Here is a 19,710-nt window from a genome sequence, read left to right on the forward strand (position 1 = left end):
GAAGGAACGATTATGAAGGTTTTATTGAGAAAACTACTGCGCGTGCTGTCTCCTGTACAGCTGATCGCGCTCTATTATTTTTTAGCGGTGACAGTTTCGGTTGTTTTATTGAGTCTGCCCGTTGCACACAAAAATAATGTTGAATGGTCTTTTATCGACGCCCTTTTTACCGCGGTGAGCGCAGTGAGTGTAACCGGTTTGACGGTTGTTGATACAGCCGATACATTCAGCACGGCCGGAATTTGGATTTTGGCGTTTGTTCTGCAATTTGGCGGGATCGGCGTGATGGCTTTGGGTACATTCGTCTGGCTGATTTTCGGCAAGCGGATCGGTTTGAAAGAGCGCCGTCTGATTATGACCGATCAAAATCAATCCAACCTATCGGGCCTCGTCAAGCTGATGAAGCACGTGCTCGGCTTAATCCTGCTGATCGAGCTGTTTGGCGGGCTGATTCTCGGCACTTATTTCTTAAAGTACTTTGAGACACCTGGAGAAGCCTTTATGCACGGATTTTTTACAAGCATCAGTGCAACGACCAACGGAGGTTTCGACATTACAGGCAACTCGCTGATTCCGTTTCAGCATGATTATTTCGTTCAGTTTATCGTGATGATGCTGATCATTCTTGGAGCGATCGGTTTTCCGGTCCTCATCGAGGTAAAGGATTTTCTGCTCAGCAAAGAGCGTAAATTCTCTTTCAGCCTGTTTACTAAATTGACATCAGTAACTTTTTTCCTTTTAGTAATTGGAGGTGCGATCGGCATATTTGCCATGGAAGCGCGCTTTGCTTTTTCAGGGAAATCGTGGCACGAGGTATTTTTCTTTTCTCTGTTTCAGTCGACGACGACCAGGAGCGGCGGACTCGCGACGATCGATATCAGCCAATTCACGCATACGACCATTTTGTTTATGTGTATGCTTATGTTTATCGGCGCTTCGCCAAGCTCTGTCGGAGGGGGCATCCGGACAACGACCTTTGCCTTAAACCTGTTGGCCCTGTTCCACTTCGCGAGGGGAAATAAATCGGTGAAGGTTTTCAAAAGGGAACTGCACCAAGCGGACTTGATGAAATCATTGATTGTAACGCTGATGGCGGTTATTCTTGTTTTCGTCTCGACACTCATTTTGACAGTGACAGAAAAGCATTCTTTGCTTGAACTGCTGTTTGAAGTGTGTTCGGCCTTCGGTACGACGGGCTTGTCGATGGGCATCACCCCAGATTTGAGCACGATTGGCAAAAGCGTCATCATCCTTCTGATGTTCATTGGCCGAATCGGCATTGTCACGCTGCTTTATTTATTCGGCAGAAAAGAAATCGAAGCGAATTACCATTACCCGAAGGAAAGGATCATTATCGGATAAGAAAGACAGTTTAGTCAAACTGTCTTTTTTTATGATCATAAAGTCGGTCGCTGTATTTATTTGTATGATATAATGCTTAAATGGCGGACTTGAAAAAAAGGGGGAAACAACGATGAAAAAGAGAGTCATCCATTTGTTTATAGCCGCCGGATTTCTATTGCTCGCCGGAGCCTGTTCTAACGAGCCGACAGCAAAAGAAAGCATGGACCAATATGTAGACAAATGGAACGAGCAAAAATTTGAAGAAATGTATGAACAGCTGTCGGCTGAAGCGCAAAAATCGATTTCAAAAGACGATTTCATCAAGCGTAATCAATCTATTTATGAACAGATTGGAGTTTCCGATTTGAAGGTTTCAACCGTCGACAACGATGAAGATGAAAAAAATAAAGAGAAAAATGATTCGGTGACGATACCGTATAAAGTCAGCATGAAGACATTGGCCGGTCCGGTTTCTTTTCAAGGCAAGGCAAAGCTTGTCAAAGAAAAAAAAGACGGAGACACTTCATGGAAGGTCAACTGGAACCCATCCTTTATTTTTTCACAGCTGAAGAAAGGGGAGACCATCCGGATTACCGCCAAGGAGCCAACTAGAGGCATCATTTATGACAGAAACGGAAAGGCGCTCGCTACGAATGCGACAGTGCCTGAAATCGGCGTCGTTCCGGGGCAGCTCGGAGATGATAAAGACGGTGTCATCAAAAAGCTCGCGAACATGCTTGATATGGAAAAAGAAGACATAGAAAAACAGCTGTCCGCAAGCTGGGTGACGGACGATTCATTCGTTCCCCTGAAAAAAGTGAAGCCTGGCAGCACCGAGCTTCTCAAAAAAGCGACCTCTCTCCCCGGGGTTTTGAAGCAGGATACGCAGTCAAGATACTATCCTTACGGTGAAAAAGCCGCACATCTTACCGGTTACATACGGCCGATTACCGAAGAGGAATTAAAACAGAATAAAGAAGGCTACAGCGAGCATTCACTGCTCGGAATCGTCGGTCTCGAACATATTTATGAAAAAGAGCTCAGAGGAGAAATCGGCTGGACGATTTCGATCCCTGAATCAGGCGCGACGGTTGCGTCAAAGGATGCAAAAGACGGAAAAGACATCCACACCACGATCGACATTAAGAAACAGGAAGAACTGTACAGCCAGTTAAAAGATGACTCCGGCGCTGCCGTTGCTTTAGAACCGCAGACTGGAGAAACGCTGGCGCTTGTCAGCGCGCCTTCATATGATCCGAACGGGTTTTTGTTCGGCTGGAAAAAAGGAGAATGGGAAAAGCTCAACAAAGATGCGTCTGCGCCATTCACCTCTAAATTTAATAAAACTTATGCTCCGGGTTCAACGATCAAACCGATCACCGCTTCAATCGGTCTGAAAAATGATGCGATCAAAGCGGATGAACCTAAGAAGATCGAAGGGAAGGAATGGCAGAAAGATTCGTCATGGGGCGGATATAAAGTCACACGGGTTTCCGATCGACTAAGCGACGTCAACTTGGAAAACGCGCTGATCACATCCGACAACATTTATTTCGCCCAGACTGCCCTTGATACAGGCAAGGATCAATTTGTCGAAGGCCTGAAATCATTCGGCTTTGAGGAAAAGCTTGATTATGAATTCCCGACGAAGTCTTCCTCCATATCAAACGAAGGAATCGACTCGGATATTCTCCTTGCCGATTCAGGATACGGACAGGGGCAAATGCTGATGTCGCCGATACACCTTGCGGCAAGCTATACGCCTTTCTTGAATGACGGTAATCTGATCAAGCCGCACCTGATCAAAAAGGACGGCGAAGAGAAAGAAATATGGCATAAAAACGTACTGCCCACAGGCGGAGCAGAAGCGATTACAAAAGGGTTAAAAGGCGTTGTAGAAGACCCGCGCGGCTCGGCTTACAAGCCGGTTGTCAAAGGGCTTACGATCGCAGGGAAAACGGGAACGGCCGAACTGAAAACGAAAAAAGACGAAAAAGGCAAAGAAAACGGCTGGTTCACCGCCTATGATTACAAAAACAAAAACCTTTTAATCACGATGATGATCGAGGATGTTTCAGACCGCGGCGGCAGCTCATACGTCGTTAATAAAGTGAAAAAAGTGTTTAAATAAGCACCCTTCAGGGTGCTTATTTTTTTGCCGAAAACTGGATGTGTGGAATGTGCCGAAGCGGAAAGGATATGGATGAAACGACTAAAGAAAGGAATGTCATTATGAAAAGAAAAGTTGCCAGGAATGAAGCGGCTCTTAACAATAAAACGCCTGCTGAAAGCATGCATGATCATCAATACATGACCCAATATGACGCCGAAAACGGAGACAGGGGAGCCAACCGCAACTCGAAACACGGGAAGCAGGGAGAATCGCACCAATGAAAAAACACCAAAAAAGCAAGGATATGCAAAACCATAAAAAACCGATGAATCCCGATGTGCTTCAGGAGGAATTTTCGAACGAACTGGGCGATGTCAACGCCTTTAAATTTATCGATGTGATCGAGAACAATAAAAAGAAGAACAAAAAGGCGGACGGACAGAAGCGGGATAAAGATAAAGAATGAAACTGCAGAGCAAACGAGAAAGGTCCAAATCGGAAACGATTTGGACCTTCATTTATTTTAAATAAGGGTTATATCCGTTGTCTTTTTTCAACAGCCTTATTAAATTCGTCATTTTTAATTCGATGAACGGCTGGGCGACCGTTTTCACAAATCCGCTTGATAAGCAGAAGGTTAAAATTGCCGTGGCGATGAACAATAGCGTCAGACTCTGATAATCGGCAAGCCATTCTTCCGCGCCCGTCTTTCTGAACGACTTGATGATAAAGCCGTGCAGCAGGTAGACATAGAATGTGCGCGTTCCCCAGAGGGTAAAGAAATACCGCCTTTCAGGCACCAGCGCCATGAACGCGAAGGTTGAGGCAAATGTTATAACGAGAAGCGCCACCCGGTTTAACCCGCTTTTTATCCCGACATCGCCGAATTCCGAATAAGGCTTGGAACCGAACAGCCAGGAGTAATCGAAGTCTGCAAAAAAGTAGAAAACGAACGTTGCTGCTAAAACGGCTAGAGCCGCTTGCTTTCCTTTCCAGCCTTTCAGCATTTTAAAATGGTCTTTTTGCAAATAATAGCCCGCCAAAAAGACCGGAAAGAAAACAAACGTGCGGGACAGGCTGAGCGTGTTGCTGATCATGTCGATATACCCGACAAGAACGGCAATCGCAAAGCTTGCGGCAAACGCCCATTTCGCCGGCAGTTTTGTGAACGGAAACAACAGGAGATTCCAAAAAAACAAGCTCAGCAAAAACCAAAGCGACCATTGCGGTTCAAACGGATTTGCGGCAGTTAAGCTTTGATCATCGATAAAGGAATAAAACAGCGTATAGATTCCCTGGAAAATCAAATAGGGAACGATCAGCTTCCAGGCGATTTTTTTGACATATCCGGGCCGATTGAACCCTTTTGCAAAATAGCCTGATATGAGAATAAAAGCAGGCATATGAAACGTGTAAATAAATTTATAAATATGAAGCAGTGCATCATTGTCATGAATATAGGACCTGATTATATGTCCGAAGACGACGAGAAAAATCAATAGGAATTTTGCGTTGTCGAAATAGCTGTCGCGTGAATTCGCCATAACATCACCCTTTCGCAAACAATTTCAGGAGGCGCCGGTGCGGGAAGATTCTGAACCCGGCTACATTCTTTCCGGAATGACGTCTTCAACCAGTCTTGCCTCATTTTAAAATTTTAAAATAGAAAGCATGTGTTTTCCTATGCATTAAGTCTTATTGTTAGGCCGATGTAATTGAACAGTAAGGAACTTTTATATCGTCATCTTCATGTAAAATAGGCGGAAAGGTTGTAAAAGTTTGAAACAAATGAAGGAAGATTTTCCGGTTTGTAGAATAATTGGAGGACAGGTTTTCAAGAAGGAGTGTAATAAATGGAGGAAACTCTTGATTTGAATGAATCCTTAAATCTGCAAAACCAGCTGAACAGACTGAAGAAAGAAAACGCCAAGCTGAAAGCGGATTTGTATCAGTATGAGCTGCTGTTTAACGGGACGCTGGACGCTATTTTTATATTGGATAAACAGATGAACATCATTAAGGCGAATGATGCCGCCTGCAAGATCCTGCAAAGCCAAAAAAAGAATTTGCTGAACCGGTCGGCGCTCGACTTCCTTCACGCCGTTCCGCCGGATGAACTAAACCAGAACATTCACCGCTTCTTGGAGCGGGGATATGCGAAAAAAGAAGTGGCCATCAGGCTTGACAACGGATCTGTCAAATATATCGAATTTACCGCAAGCAAAGGAATCGGTGAGGACTGCTTTTTTGTCGTCATGAGAGACATTTCGTCTAAAAAAATATTGGAGCGGGAGCGCACCATCAATGAAAAGCTGTTTAAAGATTTGTTTCACCGCGCGGTTGAAGGAATCGTCATCTTTGATAAACAAGGCTGTTTCATCGATGCAAACCATTCGTTTTGCCAGAGCTTCGAAATTGAAAAATCAGAGCTCTCAAAACTGAAGCTGTCTCAATTCGTATCGCCTGAAAACAAGGGGCGGCTCGATAAAATCTGGAACGCTCTTTTCAGAAGAGGGAAGGCAAAAGGGGAGCTTCCTGTCCGCCTCAGATCAGGAGAAGACAGGCTGTTTGAGCTGACGATAACCTCGAATATTTTAAATGGCTTTTACATGTCGATTATGAGGGATATTACCGAAAAGCGCTCAATGGAAAAACAGCTGTTTAAGAGCGAAGAACGCTTTAGGGAAGTCTTTGAAAATGCGATGGATGCCATCATTCTGATGAATAACGACGGCCGCATCGTCAAAGCGAACCAGTCGGCCTGCAAAATCTTCGAACTGCCGATGGACCAGCTGCTCAACAAGAAGATGACTGATTTTATAGATCGAACCGATCAGCGGTATCATGCCATTCAAAAGCAGTACGATCAAAAAGGGGAAATCCGGGCGGAACTGCTGTTTCGTATGGCAAACGGACAATATAAGGAGCTTGAGTTCACATCAAAACGGATTATGTTCGACAGCCAGGACTTAACCATTTTGAGAAATGTCAGCGACAGAAAACGAATGGAACAAGAATTGCGGGAAAGCGAATTGAAGTTCAGAAAAGTATTCAACGGATCAATGGACGGAATCGTTCTTTTCAACAACCAGTACGATATTATCGATGCGAACCCCCTTGCCGGAAAAATTCTCAGCATCCCTCTTGAACAGCTGAAAACGTCCAATCTTCTTGATGTCATCTCCGGCTATCACATCGAAAACGCGGCTTCTCCCGCTAAAACGATTTCCTTTGAAGAAATGGACAATGATATCCCATTCCTGCTGAGCGACCAAAAACGGATACTTGAATTTTCATTTAAGCGAAACATCATTCAAAATATGAATCTGGCGATGCTCAGAGACGTGACGGAACGAAAAGAGCTTGAAGAGCGGCTCCGCAAGTCTGATACCCTCCATGTCGTCGGAGAACTCGCAGCCGGAATTGCTCATGAAATCCGCAACCCGATGACGGCATTAAAAGGATTTATCCAGCTGCTGAAAGGCAGCATCCAAAATGAGGATCACGCGCTTTACTTTAATGTCATCACATCAGAGCTCAAAAGGATTGAATCCATTATTACGGAGTTTCTCATCCTTGCAAAACCGCAGGCGATTATGTATGAAGAAAAAAACATCGTCAAAATCATGCAGGACACAATGGATCTGCTGCATGCGCAGGCAAACCTTGACAACGTCCAGATGCATCTGAAGTGCGAAGACGGCATTCCGCTGATCTACTGCGAGCCGAATCAGCTGAAGCAGGTATTTATCAACATTTTGAAAAATGCGATCGAAGTAATGCCCGACGGAGGCAATGTATATGTGTCGATCAAACCGAAAGGAGACGACCATATCATTGTCTCGCTTGCTGACGAAGGAATCGGCATGACAGAAGACAAATTGAAGAGGCTCGGCGAACCTTTTTACACGACAAAAGAACGGGGCACTGGACTCGGGCTGATGGTCAGTTATAAAATTATTGAAGAACATAAAGGAAAAATCGAAGTTGAAAGTGAAGAAGGGAGAGGCACGACATTCCACCTGACTCTCCCGATCAGACAGCAGCATGAGGAGGAGGCTTAATCGCATCGTGGGCTTTTATATTGAAATGACCTCGCCTTTTGGACAAGCCTACATCGTCGAGGAAAATAACCATATTACACATTTGCTATTTGAAAAAGAAGAACTAAAACAGCTTCAACAAGACGGCCTGGAGCTTCGCCCGGCCGAAACGGAATTGTTGAAGGAGGCAAAGCGCCAGCTCGAAGAATATTTCCAGGGGGAGCGGAAAACGTTCACCCTTCCTCTCCGCCAGGATGGAACCCCGTTTCAGAAAAAGGTGTGGGAGGCGCTGCAGTCGATCCCGTACGGTGAATCACGGAGCTATTTAGACATCGCATGCGCCGTCGGGAATCCGAAAGCGGTGCGCGCAATCGGCCAAGCCAATAAAAGAAATGCGCTGCCGATTTTGATCCCGTGCCACCGTGTCATCGGCAAAAATCGTTCATTGACGGGGTATTCCGGAAATGAAACGGATAAAAAAGCGGTGCTGCTCGACATCGAAAATATTGCGTATAAAGGAAAATAATATACGAGCACGCCGTTTCTTTTTTTCGTCCGCGACATATAATTTTATTAAGTTAAAAATGTTGGCCTTGGTAAAAAAGGAGGACGAATAAGTGAAAACAAACCGCCCGAAAAAAATAGCAGGATACGCGGAATTGTTCGTCAAGCTGCACGTTTTGACCGAAGAGCAAAAGAAAGACATCATCAAATCGATTAAAATCCGCTAAAGCGGCCTAAGTAAGGGCTTCAGCGGAAAACAGCGCTTCGATTTCTTCTTCAAATCTATCTGTGATAATCCCTTTTTCCGTGATGATTCCAGAGATTAAATCGTGCGGCGTGATATCAAAAGCAGGATTGAACACAGGCACCTCTTGCGGCGCTATTTGCGTTCCGTTTATCCGTCTGACTTCATCCGGATCGCGTTCTTCAATCGGAATGTCGTCGCCGCATGAAATCGAGACATCAAAAGTTGACAGGGGAGCAGCGATAAAAAACGGGATTTGAAAGGCTTTGGCGAGGATTGCCAAGCCGAACGTTCCGATTTTATTGGCTGTATCTCCGTTTCTTGCGATCCTGTCCGCTCCGACAATGACGGCTGAAATGTTCTTTTCCTTCATCGTATGGGCAGCCATGCTGTCTGTAATCAGCGTCACGTCAATCCCCCCCTGCATAAGCTCCCACGCCGTCAGGCGCGCCCCCTGAAGAACAGGCCTTGTTTCACAGGCGTAAATATGAAGGTCGAGATCCTTTGTTTTGGCAAGGTAAAACGGGGAAAGGGCCGTTCCGTACCTGCTTGTCGCGATCGAGCCGGCGTTGCAGATGGTCATGATGCTGTCGCCCGATTTGAACAAATGCAGAGCATTCTGTCCGATCTGCCGGCATGTTTCTTCGTCTTCAACCTGGATCTGAATCGCTTCGTGGACGAGGTTTGTTTTTGCCTCATTGACCGATTTTGCGCCCTCTGCGCTTTTTAACAGTCGATTGAGGGCCCAGGATAAATTGACGGCTGTCGGCCTTGCCTGATTGAGTTCATCTTTGATTTTGCGGAGCTCCCGCAGAAAAGCGGAAACATCAGATGTATCGATGCTTTGTGCGCAAAGGGCGAGTCCGAAGGCGGCTGTTATGCCGATGGCAGGCGCTCCCCTCACTTTTAGCGTTTGGATCGCATCATAGATGTCTTCTTTAGTTGTGAGATACAGGTACTCCGTCTTTTCGGGAAGCTTTTGCTGGTTCAGGATTTTTACCGATGTTTCTTCCCATTCGACAGAACGGGGCACCGCAAATTGTTCCGGCATGTCATTCACTCCTTAAGCGCGTTTCGAAACGCTTCAATCATGTCTTTTGGCGTCCGGAAACCGCTGCGTTTTTCTATGAATGCTGCGCCTATTTTAAGGGCGAGCTTTTTTTGGCTGATTCTCCGGGAAAATGGAACGATTGTATCAAGGTCCGCAACATGGGCGAGGCCGATCGTCCGGCGGATCATTTCGCAGCCGGCGAAGCCTGCTGCGTCTTCAAACGCCTGTCTCAGGACTGACTCAAGGCGCCCATTCTCATGTTTGCAAGTCTCAACAGCATCGTTTTCCCATGCTTCGCTGAATGTCCGGCTGAACGTATTCCAGACGGTCTCGACATGGCGGTATAAAGGAGCCCGCCTGTTTTCTTCGCGAGAAAGCGCGTTTAACAGCAGGTTGGCGATAAACTGTCCGATGTCAAACCCGATCGGGCCGAAAAACGCAAACTCAGGGTCGATGATTTTCGTTTCGCCATCTTCACCGGCGAAAATGCTGCCTGTATGCAGGTCTCCGTGGATCAGCGTTTCCTCCGCTGATAAAAAGCGCTGCTTCAGTTTTGCCGCTTCAATTTTTAGCGCTTCATTGCCCCAAAGAACTTCTGCTTCATCGCGAAGCTCTTCTTCGAAATCGTTCGTCTCATGGTCAAAGAAAGGGTCTGTGAACACAAGGCTTTCTGTAATATCGCACAGATCCGGATTCGTAAACTGCTTCACAAGCCGCTCTTTAACCGTTGGGTCAAGCGCATATTCTGATGAGTAAAAATGCGTTTTTCCAAGGAATTCTCCGATATCTTCCGACAGATGCGGGTAATCCTTCCCGTCAATCAGTCCGTTTCTGGCGATTTCCAAGTGAGAAAGGTCTTCCAATACGGTGACGGCAAGCTCGGTGTCAGAATAGTACACTTTCGGAACAAGGTGCGGAACGTGCTCAGCCTGGCGGATCAGCGCACTGCTTTCGATTCTTGCCCTGTCAAGCGTCAGCGGCCAGCTTTCGCCGACGACTTTTGCATAAGGCACCGCCTGCTTGATGACCAATCCTCTTTGCTGCTCTTTGTCATAAACGCGGAAGACCAGATTCAGGTTTCCGTCCCCGATCTCTCGGCATGTCAGGGTGCTTTTGCTTGGAAAAAGCCCGAGACGGACGGCAAGCGCGGCCGCGGAGCTTTCAGTCAAAGTTTCGTATGCTGCGGTTTTTGTTACGGTCATGTGTGATTCCCCCTAAAATGTCGTTAACAAATAAAAAAACCTCTTTCTCGTCGAGAGAAAGAGGCTGATTTGTCGCGTACGCCTCTCTTATCTCTCAGAATTCAAAGTCTGATGGAATTAGCACCGTGCCCTAGCGGCGCAGAGATTCGCGCCCCATTTCACAATGGTATTACGGTCGGTTGCTGTTGGGATCATTAGGCCAGTCCTTCACCCAACTCTCGATAAGAGAAATCAATATAAAATTTTGAAATTTCAGTTCGGTCAGTTGCTGAACATGTTACCAGCATCTCCGTTTTCTTGTCAACATTTTTTTAATATAAATCTTTGCGAATGTCCTCAAAAACCGGAATTTGCCCCCGCGCTTTTTCAATGTCCCTTAGGTCGATTTCGGCCCTGATGACCGCTTCTCCGCGTCCTGCTTCAGCAAGGGTGCGGCCGAGCGGATCAATGACTGTGCTGTGGCCCGCAAATTCGTTTGCCGGGTCTTTTCCCGAACGATTGCAGGCTGCGACAAAGCACTGATTTTCAATCGCTCTGGCTTTTAAAAGGCTTTGCCAGTGATCGAGGCGGGCGAGCGGCCACTCCGCCGATACAAAGATGATGCCCGCACCTTCGCTCGTATGTTTTCTGATCCATTCCGGGAAACGGATGTCGTAGCAGATGAACCCCGCAGCCGGCATCCCTTCAAGCTCGAAGCGCCCGTCGCCTGAGCCCGCTGACAAATAGAGGTGTTCGTCCATCAGCTGAAAAAGGTGAGCTTTGCTGTATTCTTTGATCAAATGTCCGTTTTTGTCTGCGATGTACATGATATTGTACACACCGCTTTTTTTCTTGACTGCGACTGAGCCGCATACGATATGGATGCGGTTTGCTTTTGCCGTTTCCTGCAGCCATCTCTTCGTTTGCCTGCCTTCTTCATCCGCGATGGAGCCGAGATTTTTTAAATCATAACCCGTCGTCCACAGCTCAGGAAGGAGAAGGATATCCGCCTTCCGGCTTTCCTGCTCGATCAGCTGCTCCGCTTTTTTGAAATTTTCAGAAGGATTGCCGTACGCGATATCGAATTGCAGGCATGAAATTGTCAGCTTCACTCTGGATCACCTCATTTTTTTCTTTACATTTTACATTTAACAATATATGATGATGGACTATCATTTCAAGAATTTTTCAAAAGCGGGTGAATCGTATGAAATTTGAGCATTCAGATGTACTGAAGCAGCTGCCGGAGCAGTTTTTCGCTTCCTTGGTCAAAAAGGTGAATGAAAAAATTGCCGCCGGCCATGATGTCATCAATCTCGGTCAGGGGAATCCGGATCAGCCGACACCGGAACATATCGTTGATACAATGGCGCAAGCCGTCCGCAACCCTGAAAACCACCGGTATTCTTCCTTTCGCGGCAGCCGTTCACTCAAGGAGGCGGCGGCCGCGTTCTATCAAAGGGAATACGGCGTAGAGCTCGATCCTGAACGCGAAGTCGCTGTATTGTTCGGCGGAAAAGCCGGTCTTGTCGAACTTCCGCAATGTTTGTTAAATCCGGGGGATACAGTGCTCGTTCCCGATCCCGGCTATCCCGACTACTGGTCGGGCGTTGAACTGGCAAGAGCGAACATGGAAACGATGCCGCTTACAGCGGACAATCAGTTTCTGCCTGACTACAGCCGGATTCCCAAGGAAGTGAAAGAAAAAGCGAAGCTCATGTATTTAAATTATCCGAACAACCCGACCGGTGCCCAAGCCACATCTGCTTTTTTCGAAGAGACCGTCCGGTTTGCCAAGTCGAACGGAATTTGCGTCGTCCATGATTTTGCCTACGGCGCGATCGGCTACGACGGCAAGAGGCCTGTCAGCTTTCTCGAAACGGCGGGAGCAAAAGACGCAGGAATCGAAATTTACACGCTTTCCAAAACGTATAATATGGCTGGATGGCGGGTCGGGTTTGCAGTCGGCAACGCCTCTGTGATCGAAGCGCTGAACCTTTACCAGGACCATATGTATGTCAGCCTCTTTAAAGCAGTCCAAGACGCCGCGGCGGCCGCGCTCCTATCAGATCAAGCGTGTGTCCAGGAGCAAAATGAGCGCTACGAAAAAAGGCGGAATGCATGGATCCGCGCGGTCCGCGATATCGGCTGGCATGCGGATGCTCCGCAAGGATCTTTTTTCGCCTGGATGCCTGTTCCCGACGGCTATACATCTGAGGCTTTTTCCGATCTGCTTCTCGAAAAAGCGAATGTCGTCACCGCGCCCGGCATCGGCTTCGGCAAACACGGGGAAGGCTATGTGAGAGTCGGCCTCTTGACAAGCGAAGAGCGGCTCCGGGAAGCGGCTTCGCGTATTGCCGAGCTGAATATATTCAAAAAGACCGGCCACAGTCATTGACAACCGGGAGAAACGATGGGATAATTCAAAATAATTTATAAAATCAATATTCTTATCAAGAGCAGGCAGAGGGACAAGCCCGATGAAGCCCGGCAACCGACTTTTTAAGCACGGTGCTAATTCTTGCAGCTGACGCTGAGAGATAAGGATTCGAACCTGAAAAGCGAAACCTCTTTTAGCTAAAGCAGCAAAAGAGGTTTTTTTATATGCATGAAGCAGGAAGGAGCTACAGAATGAGTGAACTTTTGGCAACATATATCTTGGCCGATCCAGGCTGTGACGCAGAAAAGCGGGCCGAGCAAATCGCGATCGGGCTGACGGTCGGATCGTGGACAGATCTGCCGCTCTTAAAGCAGGAGCAGCTGAAAAAGCATAAAGGACGCGTCGTCAACGTCGAAGAAACAGAAAGCGAGCTGGGGGAAAAACAGGCAACGGTCACCATCGCCTATCCGGAAGCCAATTTTACAAACGACATTCCCGCTGTGCTGACGACCGTTTTTGGAAAGCTGTCTCTCGACGGAAAAATCAAATTGGCGGATTTGGAGTTTTCGCGGTCTTTTAAGCAATCTTTGCCGGGTCCAAAATTCGGCGTATACGGGATCCGGAAAAAAATCGGCGAATTTGAAAGGCCGCTGTTGATGAGCATTTTTAAAGGCGTCATCGGCCGCGATATGGAAGACTTGAAGGAACAGCTGAGGCAGCAGGCTCTTGGCGGAGTGGATTTGATCAAGGACGATGAAATCCTATTCGAAACAGGCAGTGCCCCCTTTGAAAAACGAATCACGGAAGGAAAAAAAGTGCTTGAGGAAGCCTTTGAAGAAACAGGGCGCAAAACGCTGTATGCCGTCAACCTGACGGGCAGGACAATGGAGCTGAAAGCGAAAGCGAGAAAAGCAGCCGAGCTCGGAGCTGATGTTTTGCTGCTTAATGTGTTTGCCTACGGGCTCGATGTTTTGCAAAGCTTTGCAGAAGACGATGACATCCCGCTGCCGATTATGGCGCACCCGGCAGTAAGCGGCGCACTTACTTCATCGCCGCATTACGGTTTTTCCCATTCGCTCTTGCTCGGCAAACTGAACCGGTATGCGGGTGCCGATTTCAGCCTGTTCCCTTCTCCGTACGGAAGCGTCGCTCTGCCGAAGCGAGATGCGCTTGCCATATACGATGAATGCACGAAGGAAGACGTCTTTAAACCGACATTCGCGGTGCCGTCGGCCGGCATTCACCCCGGCATGGTCCCGCTCTTGATGAAAGACTTTGGCATTGACCACATCATCAATGCAGGCGGGGGGATTCACGGCCATCCAAACGGGGCGGCAGGCGGAGGAAGAGCGTTTCGGGCGGTCATTGATGCCGTCTTAGAAGCGGAGCCTGTCGAAGAGAAAGCAAAGCGCTCTCCCGATTTGAAGCTCGCCCTTGAAAAATGGGGAAGGGTTGAGGTCTCTGTATGAGAAAGCCGCTTATCATTTGCGATTTTGACGGAACGATCACAACAAACGACAACATCATCAGCATTATGAAACAATTTGCTCCAGAAGAATGGACCGCTCTAAAAGACGGGGTTCTGTCCAAGGACATATCGATTCGGGACGGAGTCGGCAGAATGTTTAATTTGCTTCCGGCCAGCCTGAAAGAAGACATTACGGCATATGTACTGAAACAAGCCGAGACCCGCCCCGGATTTAAAGAATTTGTTTCTTTCCTGGATGAGAAGGGTCTTCCGTTTTACGTTGTGAGCGGAGGGATGGATTTTTTCGTCTATCCTCTGCTTGAAGGAATTGTCGGAAAGGACCGCATTTATTGCAACGAGGCCGCTTTCACCAGCCGCAATATCGAGATCCGCTGGCCGTATCCGTGTGACGGCGGCTGCGGAAATGACTGCGGCTGCTGCAAGCCTTCCATCATCCGCCGGCTGAAAGGCCGGGACGATTTCGTTGTCATGATCGGGGACTCTGTTACAGATGTTGAAGCTGCCAAATGTTCCGATTTATGCATCGCGCGCGACTATTTGCTGCGGGAATGTGAAGAGCTCGGCTTGAAGCATGCGGCATTCGGCGATTTCCGCGATGTAAGGCGAATACTCGAAGAGACCGCGGAGGTGAAAGAATGGATGTCTGAGCAAAAACGGCAGGAACTAGCCGAGGTAAAAAAAGAGCTTGCGGAAAGGGATTGGTTCCCGGCGACAAGCGGTAATCTGTCAATCAAAGTATCAGAAGACCCGCTGCGGTTTCTCATCACAGCAAGCGGAAAAGATAAAAGAAAAGAGACCGAGGAGGATTTTCTCCTGGCGGACGAAGAGGGGAGGCCGGCGGAGACCGGACACGCGCTGAAGCCGTCGGCGGAGACGCTGCTGCACACCTATGTCTATCAACACACAAACGCCGGCTGCTGTCTTCACGTCCACACGGTTGACAACAATGTCATCTCAGAGCTTTATGCAAAAGAAAAGCAAGTGACATTCAGGGGCCAGGAAATCATAAAGGCGCTCGGACTTTGGGAGGAGCACGCGGAGGTCACGGTCCCGATTATCGAAAACAGCGCTCATATTCCTGATTTGGCGGCGGATTTTGCCGGGCACCTTTCAGGCGATTCAGGCGCAGTGCTGATTCGCAGCCACGGCATTACTGTCTGGGGAAAAACGGCATTTGAGGCAAAGCGGATGCTTGAAGCATATGAATTCTTGTTCAGCTGGCATTTAAAGCTGAAAGCTTTGCAGGCTTATCACGTTTAACTAAAAAAGGGGGAGAAAGCATGGCGACAATTCGGATCCATGATGAACAAAACACGAGCATTGAAAACCAGGAAGAAGTAGAACAATTTCTAAAGCGGCAGGAGGTCATTTATGAAAAGTGGGATATCACAAAACTGCCGGCCGGTTTAAAGGAAAAATACGATTTGACCGATGAAGAGAAACAGGAGATTTTAGACGTCTTTGCCGCTGAAATCAAAGACATTTCAGAACGCCGCGGCTATAAAGCGAGCGATGTCATCTCGCTTTCCGACCAAAATCCGAAACTCGATGAGCTTTTGAAAAACTTCAAACAGGAGCATCATCATACAGACGATGAAGTCAGGTTTATCGTCAGCGGCCACGGCATCTTTGCGATAGAAGGAAAAGACGGCACATTTTTTGATGTCCTTTTAAATCCGGGGGATTTGATCTCTGTTCCTGAAAACACCCGCCATTATTTCACGCTTCAGGAAGACCGGAAAGTCGTGGCTGTCAGAATCTTTGTGACGACAGAGGGCTGGGTGCCGATTTATGAAAAAGAGAATGTGAACCAGTCATAAAAAAAGCGTCCCCGGGGACGCTTTTTATTTGTTTCTGTCATAAAGAGCCTTGATGTGGCCTTCATGAAATGAAAGATGCGGTTTTTCATTTTGATAGTATTGAAGACGGTCAAATACAGAGCCTGTGTGAAGCTCGAACTTATGGCCGTCTGGATCTGAGAAATAAATTGAATCTCTGTCTCCTTCATGCCGTTTTCTGCCCTTCAGCACATTAATGCCTAAATCGTGTAATTTCTTTTCCCAGAACGGCAAATCTTCCTGTTGGATCGAAAACGCGATATGGGTGTAAGAGTCGTGGATTTCCTGTCTTTTAATGTCTTTCTCTTCGTTGAATGCGAGCCAGATGCCGTTCAGGTCAAAATAAGCGGTTTTCTCGGCTTTTACGAGCCACTTGGCATCAAACACCTTTTCATAGAATGAAATAGAGACGGACAGGTCAGAGACCGAAAACAAGAGATGATTGATGCCGAGGATTTTATTGTTTTCCATTGTAATTTACTCTCCCTGTTAGATGTGTTTCAAACCCGTCCAGCTCTTTGGTGATTTGCCTGAAGAGAAAAGCGAGCACAGCCGCATCATCAAGCCAGCCGACGCCTGCGAGAACATCGGGGATCAAATCGATCGGTGACAGCACATAGATAAATGCCAGCGCGGCCAGCAAAATTGTTTTTTTCGGGAATAAGGGGTAGTCTCCCTTTCTCCAGGCTCTAAATGCCCTGAAAAACAATAAGAGGCCTGAATATGCTTCTTTCACGGCAAAGACGGTTCGGAGCTTTGAAACTGGTTTTTTCATCATTTGGCGCATCATTGGACCTCCTTCTATCCGTATGAACTCTTTTAAAGGTGGTTTACCATATTTCATCGATGGGTATAACACCATTAATTCCACAAATCTATTATACTCGATTTCAAAATATTTTTTTCGGAAATAGGTTTACAAAATAAGTATAATCTGTAATAATGCTCAAGTACGCAAAATCTGGATGGTTTTAAGAAACGATATGTTGGTAAGGGGTGAAGCGTATGCAAAGGTATATTGAAAAAGAAGCATTGCTCGTTTCCATCAGCAAGAAGCGGCAAATGATGGTTGAAGCCGCTGAAATCTATGGATATACAGGGGATGAAACGATCAGGCGGAGCCAGGAGCTGGATCAATTAATTTATGAATATCAAAAATTGTCTATGAATGAAAACGCGCCAGACAATCTGCTGCAAGATTTTTTAGGCTGCATCGACTGTCTGCCCGTTGAAAAATATACGGCATAGCGGATGAACGAAAAAGAGCTGCCGTAAGGAAGGCAGGCTCTTTTACAGGAACGGGGAAACCTCAGTCGTCCTGTTCCTTTGAAGTCGGCAGCGTAATCGTTACAGTCGTTCCTTTATGCCGTTCGCTTTCGATATGAATGGTTCCCCCGTACATGGAAATGATGCGCTTGCACACGACAAGGCCGAGTCCGGTTCCTTTTTCTTTTGATGTAACAAAAGGCTGGAAAATACTTTCCATCATTTCTTGTGGAATGCCTTCTCCGATATCCTTCACAATAATTTGCGCCTTCTCTTGATCATGTTCGATTTGAATGACCAGCTTTCCGCCGTTTTTCATCGATTCAAGAGCATTTTTGGCGACGTTCAAGACAACCTGCTTAATATGATCCTTTTTACAATACACATAAGCCGGATCTTCTCCGCAGTCTTGAAATTCCACTTCCACATTATATAAATTTGCCTCAGAATGAATAATCGGCATGATCTCGTCAATCATTTCATTCATGGAGTTGAGCTGCCACTGCTCTGCCGTCGGCTTTCCGAGCACGAGAAACTCGCTGACAATCTGGTTGATCCTCCGGATTTCCTGGTCGATGATTGAGAAATACATTTGATCTTCTTTTGATTGATATTTTTTTTGAAGGAGCTGGATAAAGCCGCTGATGCCTGTCAGCGGGTTTCTGATTTCATGAGCGGTGCTCGCCGCCAAGGTGCCGATTAATTCGAGCTTCTGCGCTTCATTTTGGGCGCGCTCCTGCTTGGTCCGCCGCTTCAGCAGGACATACTGGAGCAGGAGGAACATAATATTCAGCAGAATGAAAATACTCAAAAATGACAGCAGAAGACTGTGAACGATTTCATCAAGCTGGACCGGTTCCGGATAGACTTCAAGCTTCCAGTCGATCTGGTCCAAAAAAGCGTCGACGGTACCGCCGTCCGGCTTCTCAGGAGGAGAATGGCCTGCCGTAAAGACGATCTGATTCTTCTGATTGAGAATTTTGATATAAAGCTCAGGGCTCAAGACGTTCATGATATTTTTCAGATAATCGACGCGGATCGAAGCGAGCAGAAAATTTGTTGTTCTCCCTTCGCTGTCAAAGACCGGAGTAAAAATATTCAGCTCCAGCCCGTCCGACACTGTATGTATATCGTCTGTGATCACGGATTTCTTTGATTTTTCCGCTTTTTGCAGAATGCTCTTGTAAGAAAGCGCCTTTTTTTCTTTGGCGGGAGACGTGCTCACCATGACATCGCCGTCTTCATTTAAAAGGTATAAAGCCGAAAAACGCGGTTCTTTTTTATACGTTTCCGTCAGGATTCGTTTGATATGCTGCTCATTAACAGGGTGGTTGAGGGCCGTGGCAAGGGAGCTGAGCCTTGCTTCTGTTTCGCCGATCAGGTAATTGATTTGGTTGCGGTGAATATTGAGCATGAGAGTCGCAGTCTGACGGTGCTTTTCAGTGATATTTTCTCGTTCTTGTTCGTATACAAAAAAGCTTATAATGAAGGCGGGGATCATCACCAAGATCAAATAAAGCCTGATTTTCTTCCATATACTTTTCAAATTGCGCATGTTTTTACTCTCTCCCAATCGATACAGGAATAGAGGTATTATATCACTAGTGAGAGCCGATTTATAGAAAAGATAACCAATACCGTGAAAATAGGACACAATGCCGGGGAATTTCCGGATATATCTATTTGCTGTTCAATTCCTACTCATCATAACATGGTTTGAATGTTAACAGTTGACATTTTCCTCATAGTTTATTAATGTTTTCCTGTAGTTGTTTCTTTGGAGATGAGTGATATGAGTAATAGAGAACAGGAACAGTCCTTGAAGTTATTTATTGTATTATCTCGAGCGTACAGATCCATTAATGATCATATGAATAAACATATTCATCATCATGGTCTGAATCCAACCGAGTTTGCCGTTTTAGAACTCCTCTATCATAAAGGGGATCAGCCCCTTCAGCAAATAGGGGATAAGATTCTTCTGGCGAGCGGGAGTATTACATATGTGGTTGACAAGCTTGAGCAAAAGCAGCTGATCACGAGAAGAGCCTGTACGACAGACCGCAGGGTGACCTATGCGCAAATTACAGATAAAGGCACCGAGCTCCTCGAGAAGATTTTTCCAGGTCATGCAGAAGAGCTGCACAACATGATCAGCGTATTAAGCGATGAGGAGAAAGAAGCCTGCATCGAAATGCTGAAAAAAGTCGGACTGAATGCAAGAAATATTTATAAGGGCAAAGAGTAAGGAAGCTGC

General features: G+C 46.7%; 20 protein-coding genes, 1 pseudogene and 2 riboswitches. Of the genes and pseudogenes, 14 read left to right on the forward strand and 7 right to left on the reverse strand.

What is annotated here, in order from left to right; all coding sequences use genetic code 11:
* Positions 1–12: 12 nt before the first annotated feature.
* From MKY62_RS07635 to MKY62_RS07650, 4 genes are all read left to right on the forward strand, one after another.
* A complete protein-coding gene (locus tag MKY62_RS07635) occupies positions 13–1,362 on the forward strand; it encodes a TrkH family potassium uptake protein (protein ID WP_003181050.1) in 1,350 nt (449 codons plus the stop codon).
* 112 nt (positions 1,363–1,474) lie between these two features.
* Positions 1,475–3,475, forward strand: a complete 2,001-nt coding sequence (locus MKY62_RS07640; RefSeq protein ID WP_003181052.1) for a penicillin-binding transpeptidase domain-containing protein — start codon at positions 1,475–1,477, stop codon at positions 3,473–3,475.
* A gap of 68 nt (positions 3,476–3,543) precedes the next feature.
* Positions 3,544–3,738 (forward strand): hypothetical protein, encoded by a 195-nt coding sequence (locus MKY62_RS07645; protein ID WP_234112950.1) that lies wholly within the window; start codon positions 3,544–3,546, stop codon positions 3,736–3,738.
* Positions 3,735–3,923, forward strand: coding sequence for a hypothetical protein (locus tag MKY62_RS07650; protein WP_003181056.1), 189 nt, complete (start codon positions 3,735–3,737; stop codon positions 3,921–3,923). Before MKY62_RS07645 ends, MKY62_RS07650 begins: the two co-directional genes overlap by 4 nt.
* 52 nt (positions 3,924–3,975) lie before the next feature.
* Here MKY62_RS07650 and MKY62_RS07655 read toward each other — a convergent pair whose 3' ends face one another.
* Complete coding sequence (locus tag MKY62_RS07655) at positions 3,976–5,001, reverse strand: acyltransferase family protein (RefSeq protein WP_003181058.1); 1,026 nt, start codon at positions 4,999–5,001, stop codon at positions 3,976–3,978.
* Between the two features lie 309 nt (positions 5,002–5,310).
* On the opposite strand from MKY62_RS07655, the gene MKY62_RS07660 reads away from it, so the two are divergent.
* The 3 genes from MKY62_RS07660 to MKY62_RS07670 all read left to right on the forward strand — a co-directional run bounded on the left by MKY62_RS07660 (position 5,311) and on the right by MKY62_RS07670 (position 8,231).
* Entirely contained in the window at positions 5,311–7,521 is a 2,211-nt protein-coding gene (locus MKY62_RS07660; protein ID WP_003181060.1) for a PAS domain-containing sensor histidine kinase, read from the forward strand.
* Positions 7,522–7,528: 7 nt separating this feature from the next.
* Complete coding sequence (locus tag MKY62_RS07665; RefSeq protein ID WP_003181061.1) at positions 7,529–8,026, forward strand: methylated-DNA--[protein]-cysteine S-methyltransferase; 498 nt, start codon at positions 7,529–7,531, stop codon at positions 8,024–8,026.
* Between the two features lie 91 nt (positions 8,027–8,117).
* Positions 8,118–8,231 carry a hypothetical protein gene (locus tag MKY62_RS07670; protein WP_003181063.1) on the forward strand — a complete coding sequence of 38 codons (114 nt, stop codon included), beginning with the start codon at positions 8,118–8,120 and terminating at the stop codon, positions 8,229–8,231.
* Between the two features lie 6 nt (positions 8,232–8,237).
* Here the strand turns inward: MKY62_RS07670 and mtnA are convergent, their stop codons facing one another.
* From mtnA to MKY62_RS07685, 3 genes are all read right to left on the reverse strand, one after another.
* The gene (gene mtnA / locus MKY62_RS07675; protein WP_003181065.1) at positions 8,238–9,299 is read right to left on the reverse strand and encodes an S-methyl-5-thioribose-1-phosphate isomerase; all 1,062 of its coding nucleotides are present in this window, start codon (positions 9,297–9,299) and stop codon (positions 8,238–8,240) included.
* 5 nt (positions 9,300–9,304) lie between these two features.
* Complete coding sequence (mtnK, locus tag MKY62_RS07680; protein WP_003181068.1) at positions 9,305–10,501, reverse strand: S-methyl-5-thioribose kinase; 1,197 nt, start codon at positions 10,499–10,501, stop codon at positions 9,305–9,307.
* 84 nt (positions 10,502–10,585) lie between these two features.
* A riboswitch (SAM riboswitch) is annotated at positions 10,586–10,729 on the reverse strand.
* A gap of 83 nt (positions 10,730–10,812) precedes the next feature.
* Positions 10,813–11,592, reverse strand: coding sequence for a carbon-nitrogen family hydrolase (locus MKY62_RS07685; RefSeq protein ID WP_003181070.1), 780 nt, complete (start codon positions 11,590–11,592; stop codon positions 10,813–10,815).
* A gap of 95 nt (positions 11,593–11,687) precedes the next feature.
* Between MKY62_RS07685 and MKY62_RS07690 the strand changes: the two genes are divergently transcribed.
* The 5 genes and pseudogenes from MKY62_RS07690 to MKY62_RS07710 all read left to right on the forward strand — a co-directional run bounded on the left by MKY62_RS07690 (position 11,688) and on the right by MKY62_RS07710 (position 16,169).
* A complete protein-coding gene (locus MKY62_RS07690) occupies positions 11,688–12,878 on the forward strand; it encodes a pyridoxal phosphate-dependent aminotransferase (protein WP_003181072.1) in 1,191 nt (396 codons plus the stop codon).
* A gap of 49 nt (positions 12,879–12,927) precedes the next feature.
* Positions 12,928–13,027, forward strand: a riboswitch (SAM riboswitch).
* 84 nt (positions 13,028–13,111) lie between these two features.
* Entirely contained in the window at positions 13,112–14,329 is a 1,218-nt protein-coding gene (gene mtnW, locus MKY62_RS07695) for a 2,3-diketo-5-methylthiopentyl-1-phosphate enolase (protein WP_003181075.1), read from the forward strand.
* Positions 14,326–14,991, forward strand: a pseudogene (gene mtnX, locus MKY62_RS07700) (2-hydroxy-3-keto-5-methylthiopentenyl-1-phosphate phosphatase); the annotation flags it as partial. The gene mtnW and the pseudogene mtnX, both read left to right, overlap by 4 nt.
* A complete protein-coding gene (locus MKY62_RS07705) occupies positions 14,989–15,609 on the forward strand; it encodes a methylthioribulose 1-phosphate dehydratase (RefSeq protein ID WP_025805738.1) in 621 nt (206 codons plus the stop codon). The pseudogene mtnX and the gene MKY62_RS07705, both read left to right, overlap by 3 nt.
* A 20-nt stretch (positions 15,610–15,629) precedes the next feature.
* Positions 15,630–16,169, forward strand: coding sequence for a cupin domain-containing protein (locus MKY62_RS07710; protein ID WP_011197890.1), 540 nt, complete (start codon positions 15,630–15,632; stop codon positions 16,167–16,169).
* Between the two features lie 24 nt (positions 16,170–16,193).
* Here MKY62_RS07710 and fosB read toward each other — a convergent pair whose 3' ends face one another.
* Positions 16,194–16,658, reverse strand: a complete 465-nt coding sequence (fosB, locus tag MKY62_RS07715; RefSeq protein ID WP_339614041.1) for a metallothiol transferase FosB — start codon at positions 16,656–16,658, stop codon at positions 16,194–16,196.
* The gene (locus MKY62_RS07720; protein WP_011197892.1) at positions 16,645–16,974 is read right to left on the reverse strand and encodes a YkvA family protein; all 330 of its coding nucleotides are present in this window, start codon (positions 16,972–16,974) and stop codon (positions 16,645–16,647) included. The genes fosB and MKY62_RS07720 overlap by 14 nt, the downstream gene beginning before the upstream one ends.
* A 218-nt stretch (positions 16,975–17,192) precedes the next feature.
* Here MKY62_RS07720 and MKY62_RS07725 point away from each other — a divergent pair, with 218 nt between their 5' ends.
* Positions 17,193–17,435, forward strand: a complete 243-nt coding sequence (locus MKY62_RS07725; RefSeq protein ID WP_003181085.1) for an aspartyl-phosphate phosphatase Spo0E family protein — start codon at positions 17,193–17,195, stop codon at positions 17,433–17,435.
* Positions 17,436–17,496: 61 nt separating this feature from the next.
* Here the strand turns inward: MKY62_RS07725 and MKY62_RS07730 are convergent, their stop codons facing one another.
* Positions 17,497–19,008, reverse strand: coding sequence for a PAS domain-containing sensor histidine kinase (locus tag MKY62_RS07730; RefSeq protein ID WP_003181087.1), 1,512 nt, complete (start codon positions 19,006–19,008; stop codon positions 17,497–17,499).
* A gap of 237 nt (positions 19,009–19,245) precedes the next feature.
* Here MKY62_RS07730 and MKY62_RS07735 point away from each other — a divergent pair, with 237 nt between their 5' ends.
* On the forward strand, positions 19,246–19,701 hold the full coding sequence (locus MKY62_RS07735) for a MarR family transcriptional regulator (RefSeq protein WP_003181089.1): 456 nt from the start codon (positions 19,246–19,248) through the stop codon (positions 19,699–19,701).
* The last annotated feature ends 9 nt before the right edge of the window (positions 19,702–19,710 follow it).

The sequence above is a fragment of the Bacillus sp. FSL R7-0646 genome, from assembly GCF_037969865.1.
GTDB lineage: Bacteria > Bacillota > Bacilli > Bacillales > Bacillaceae > Bacillus > Bacillus licheniformis.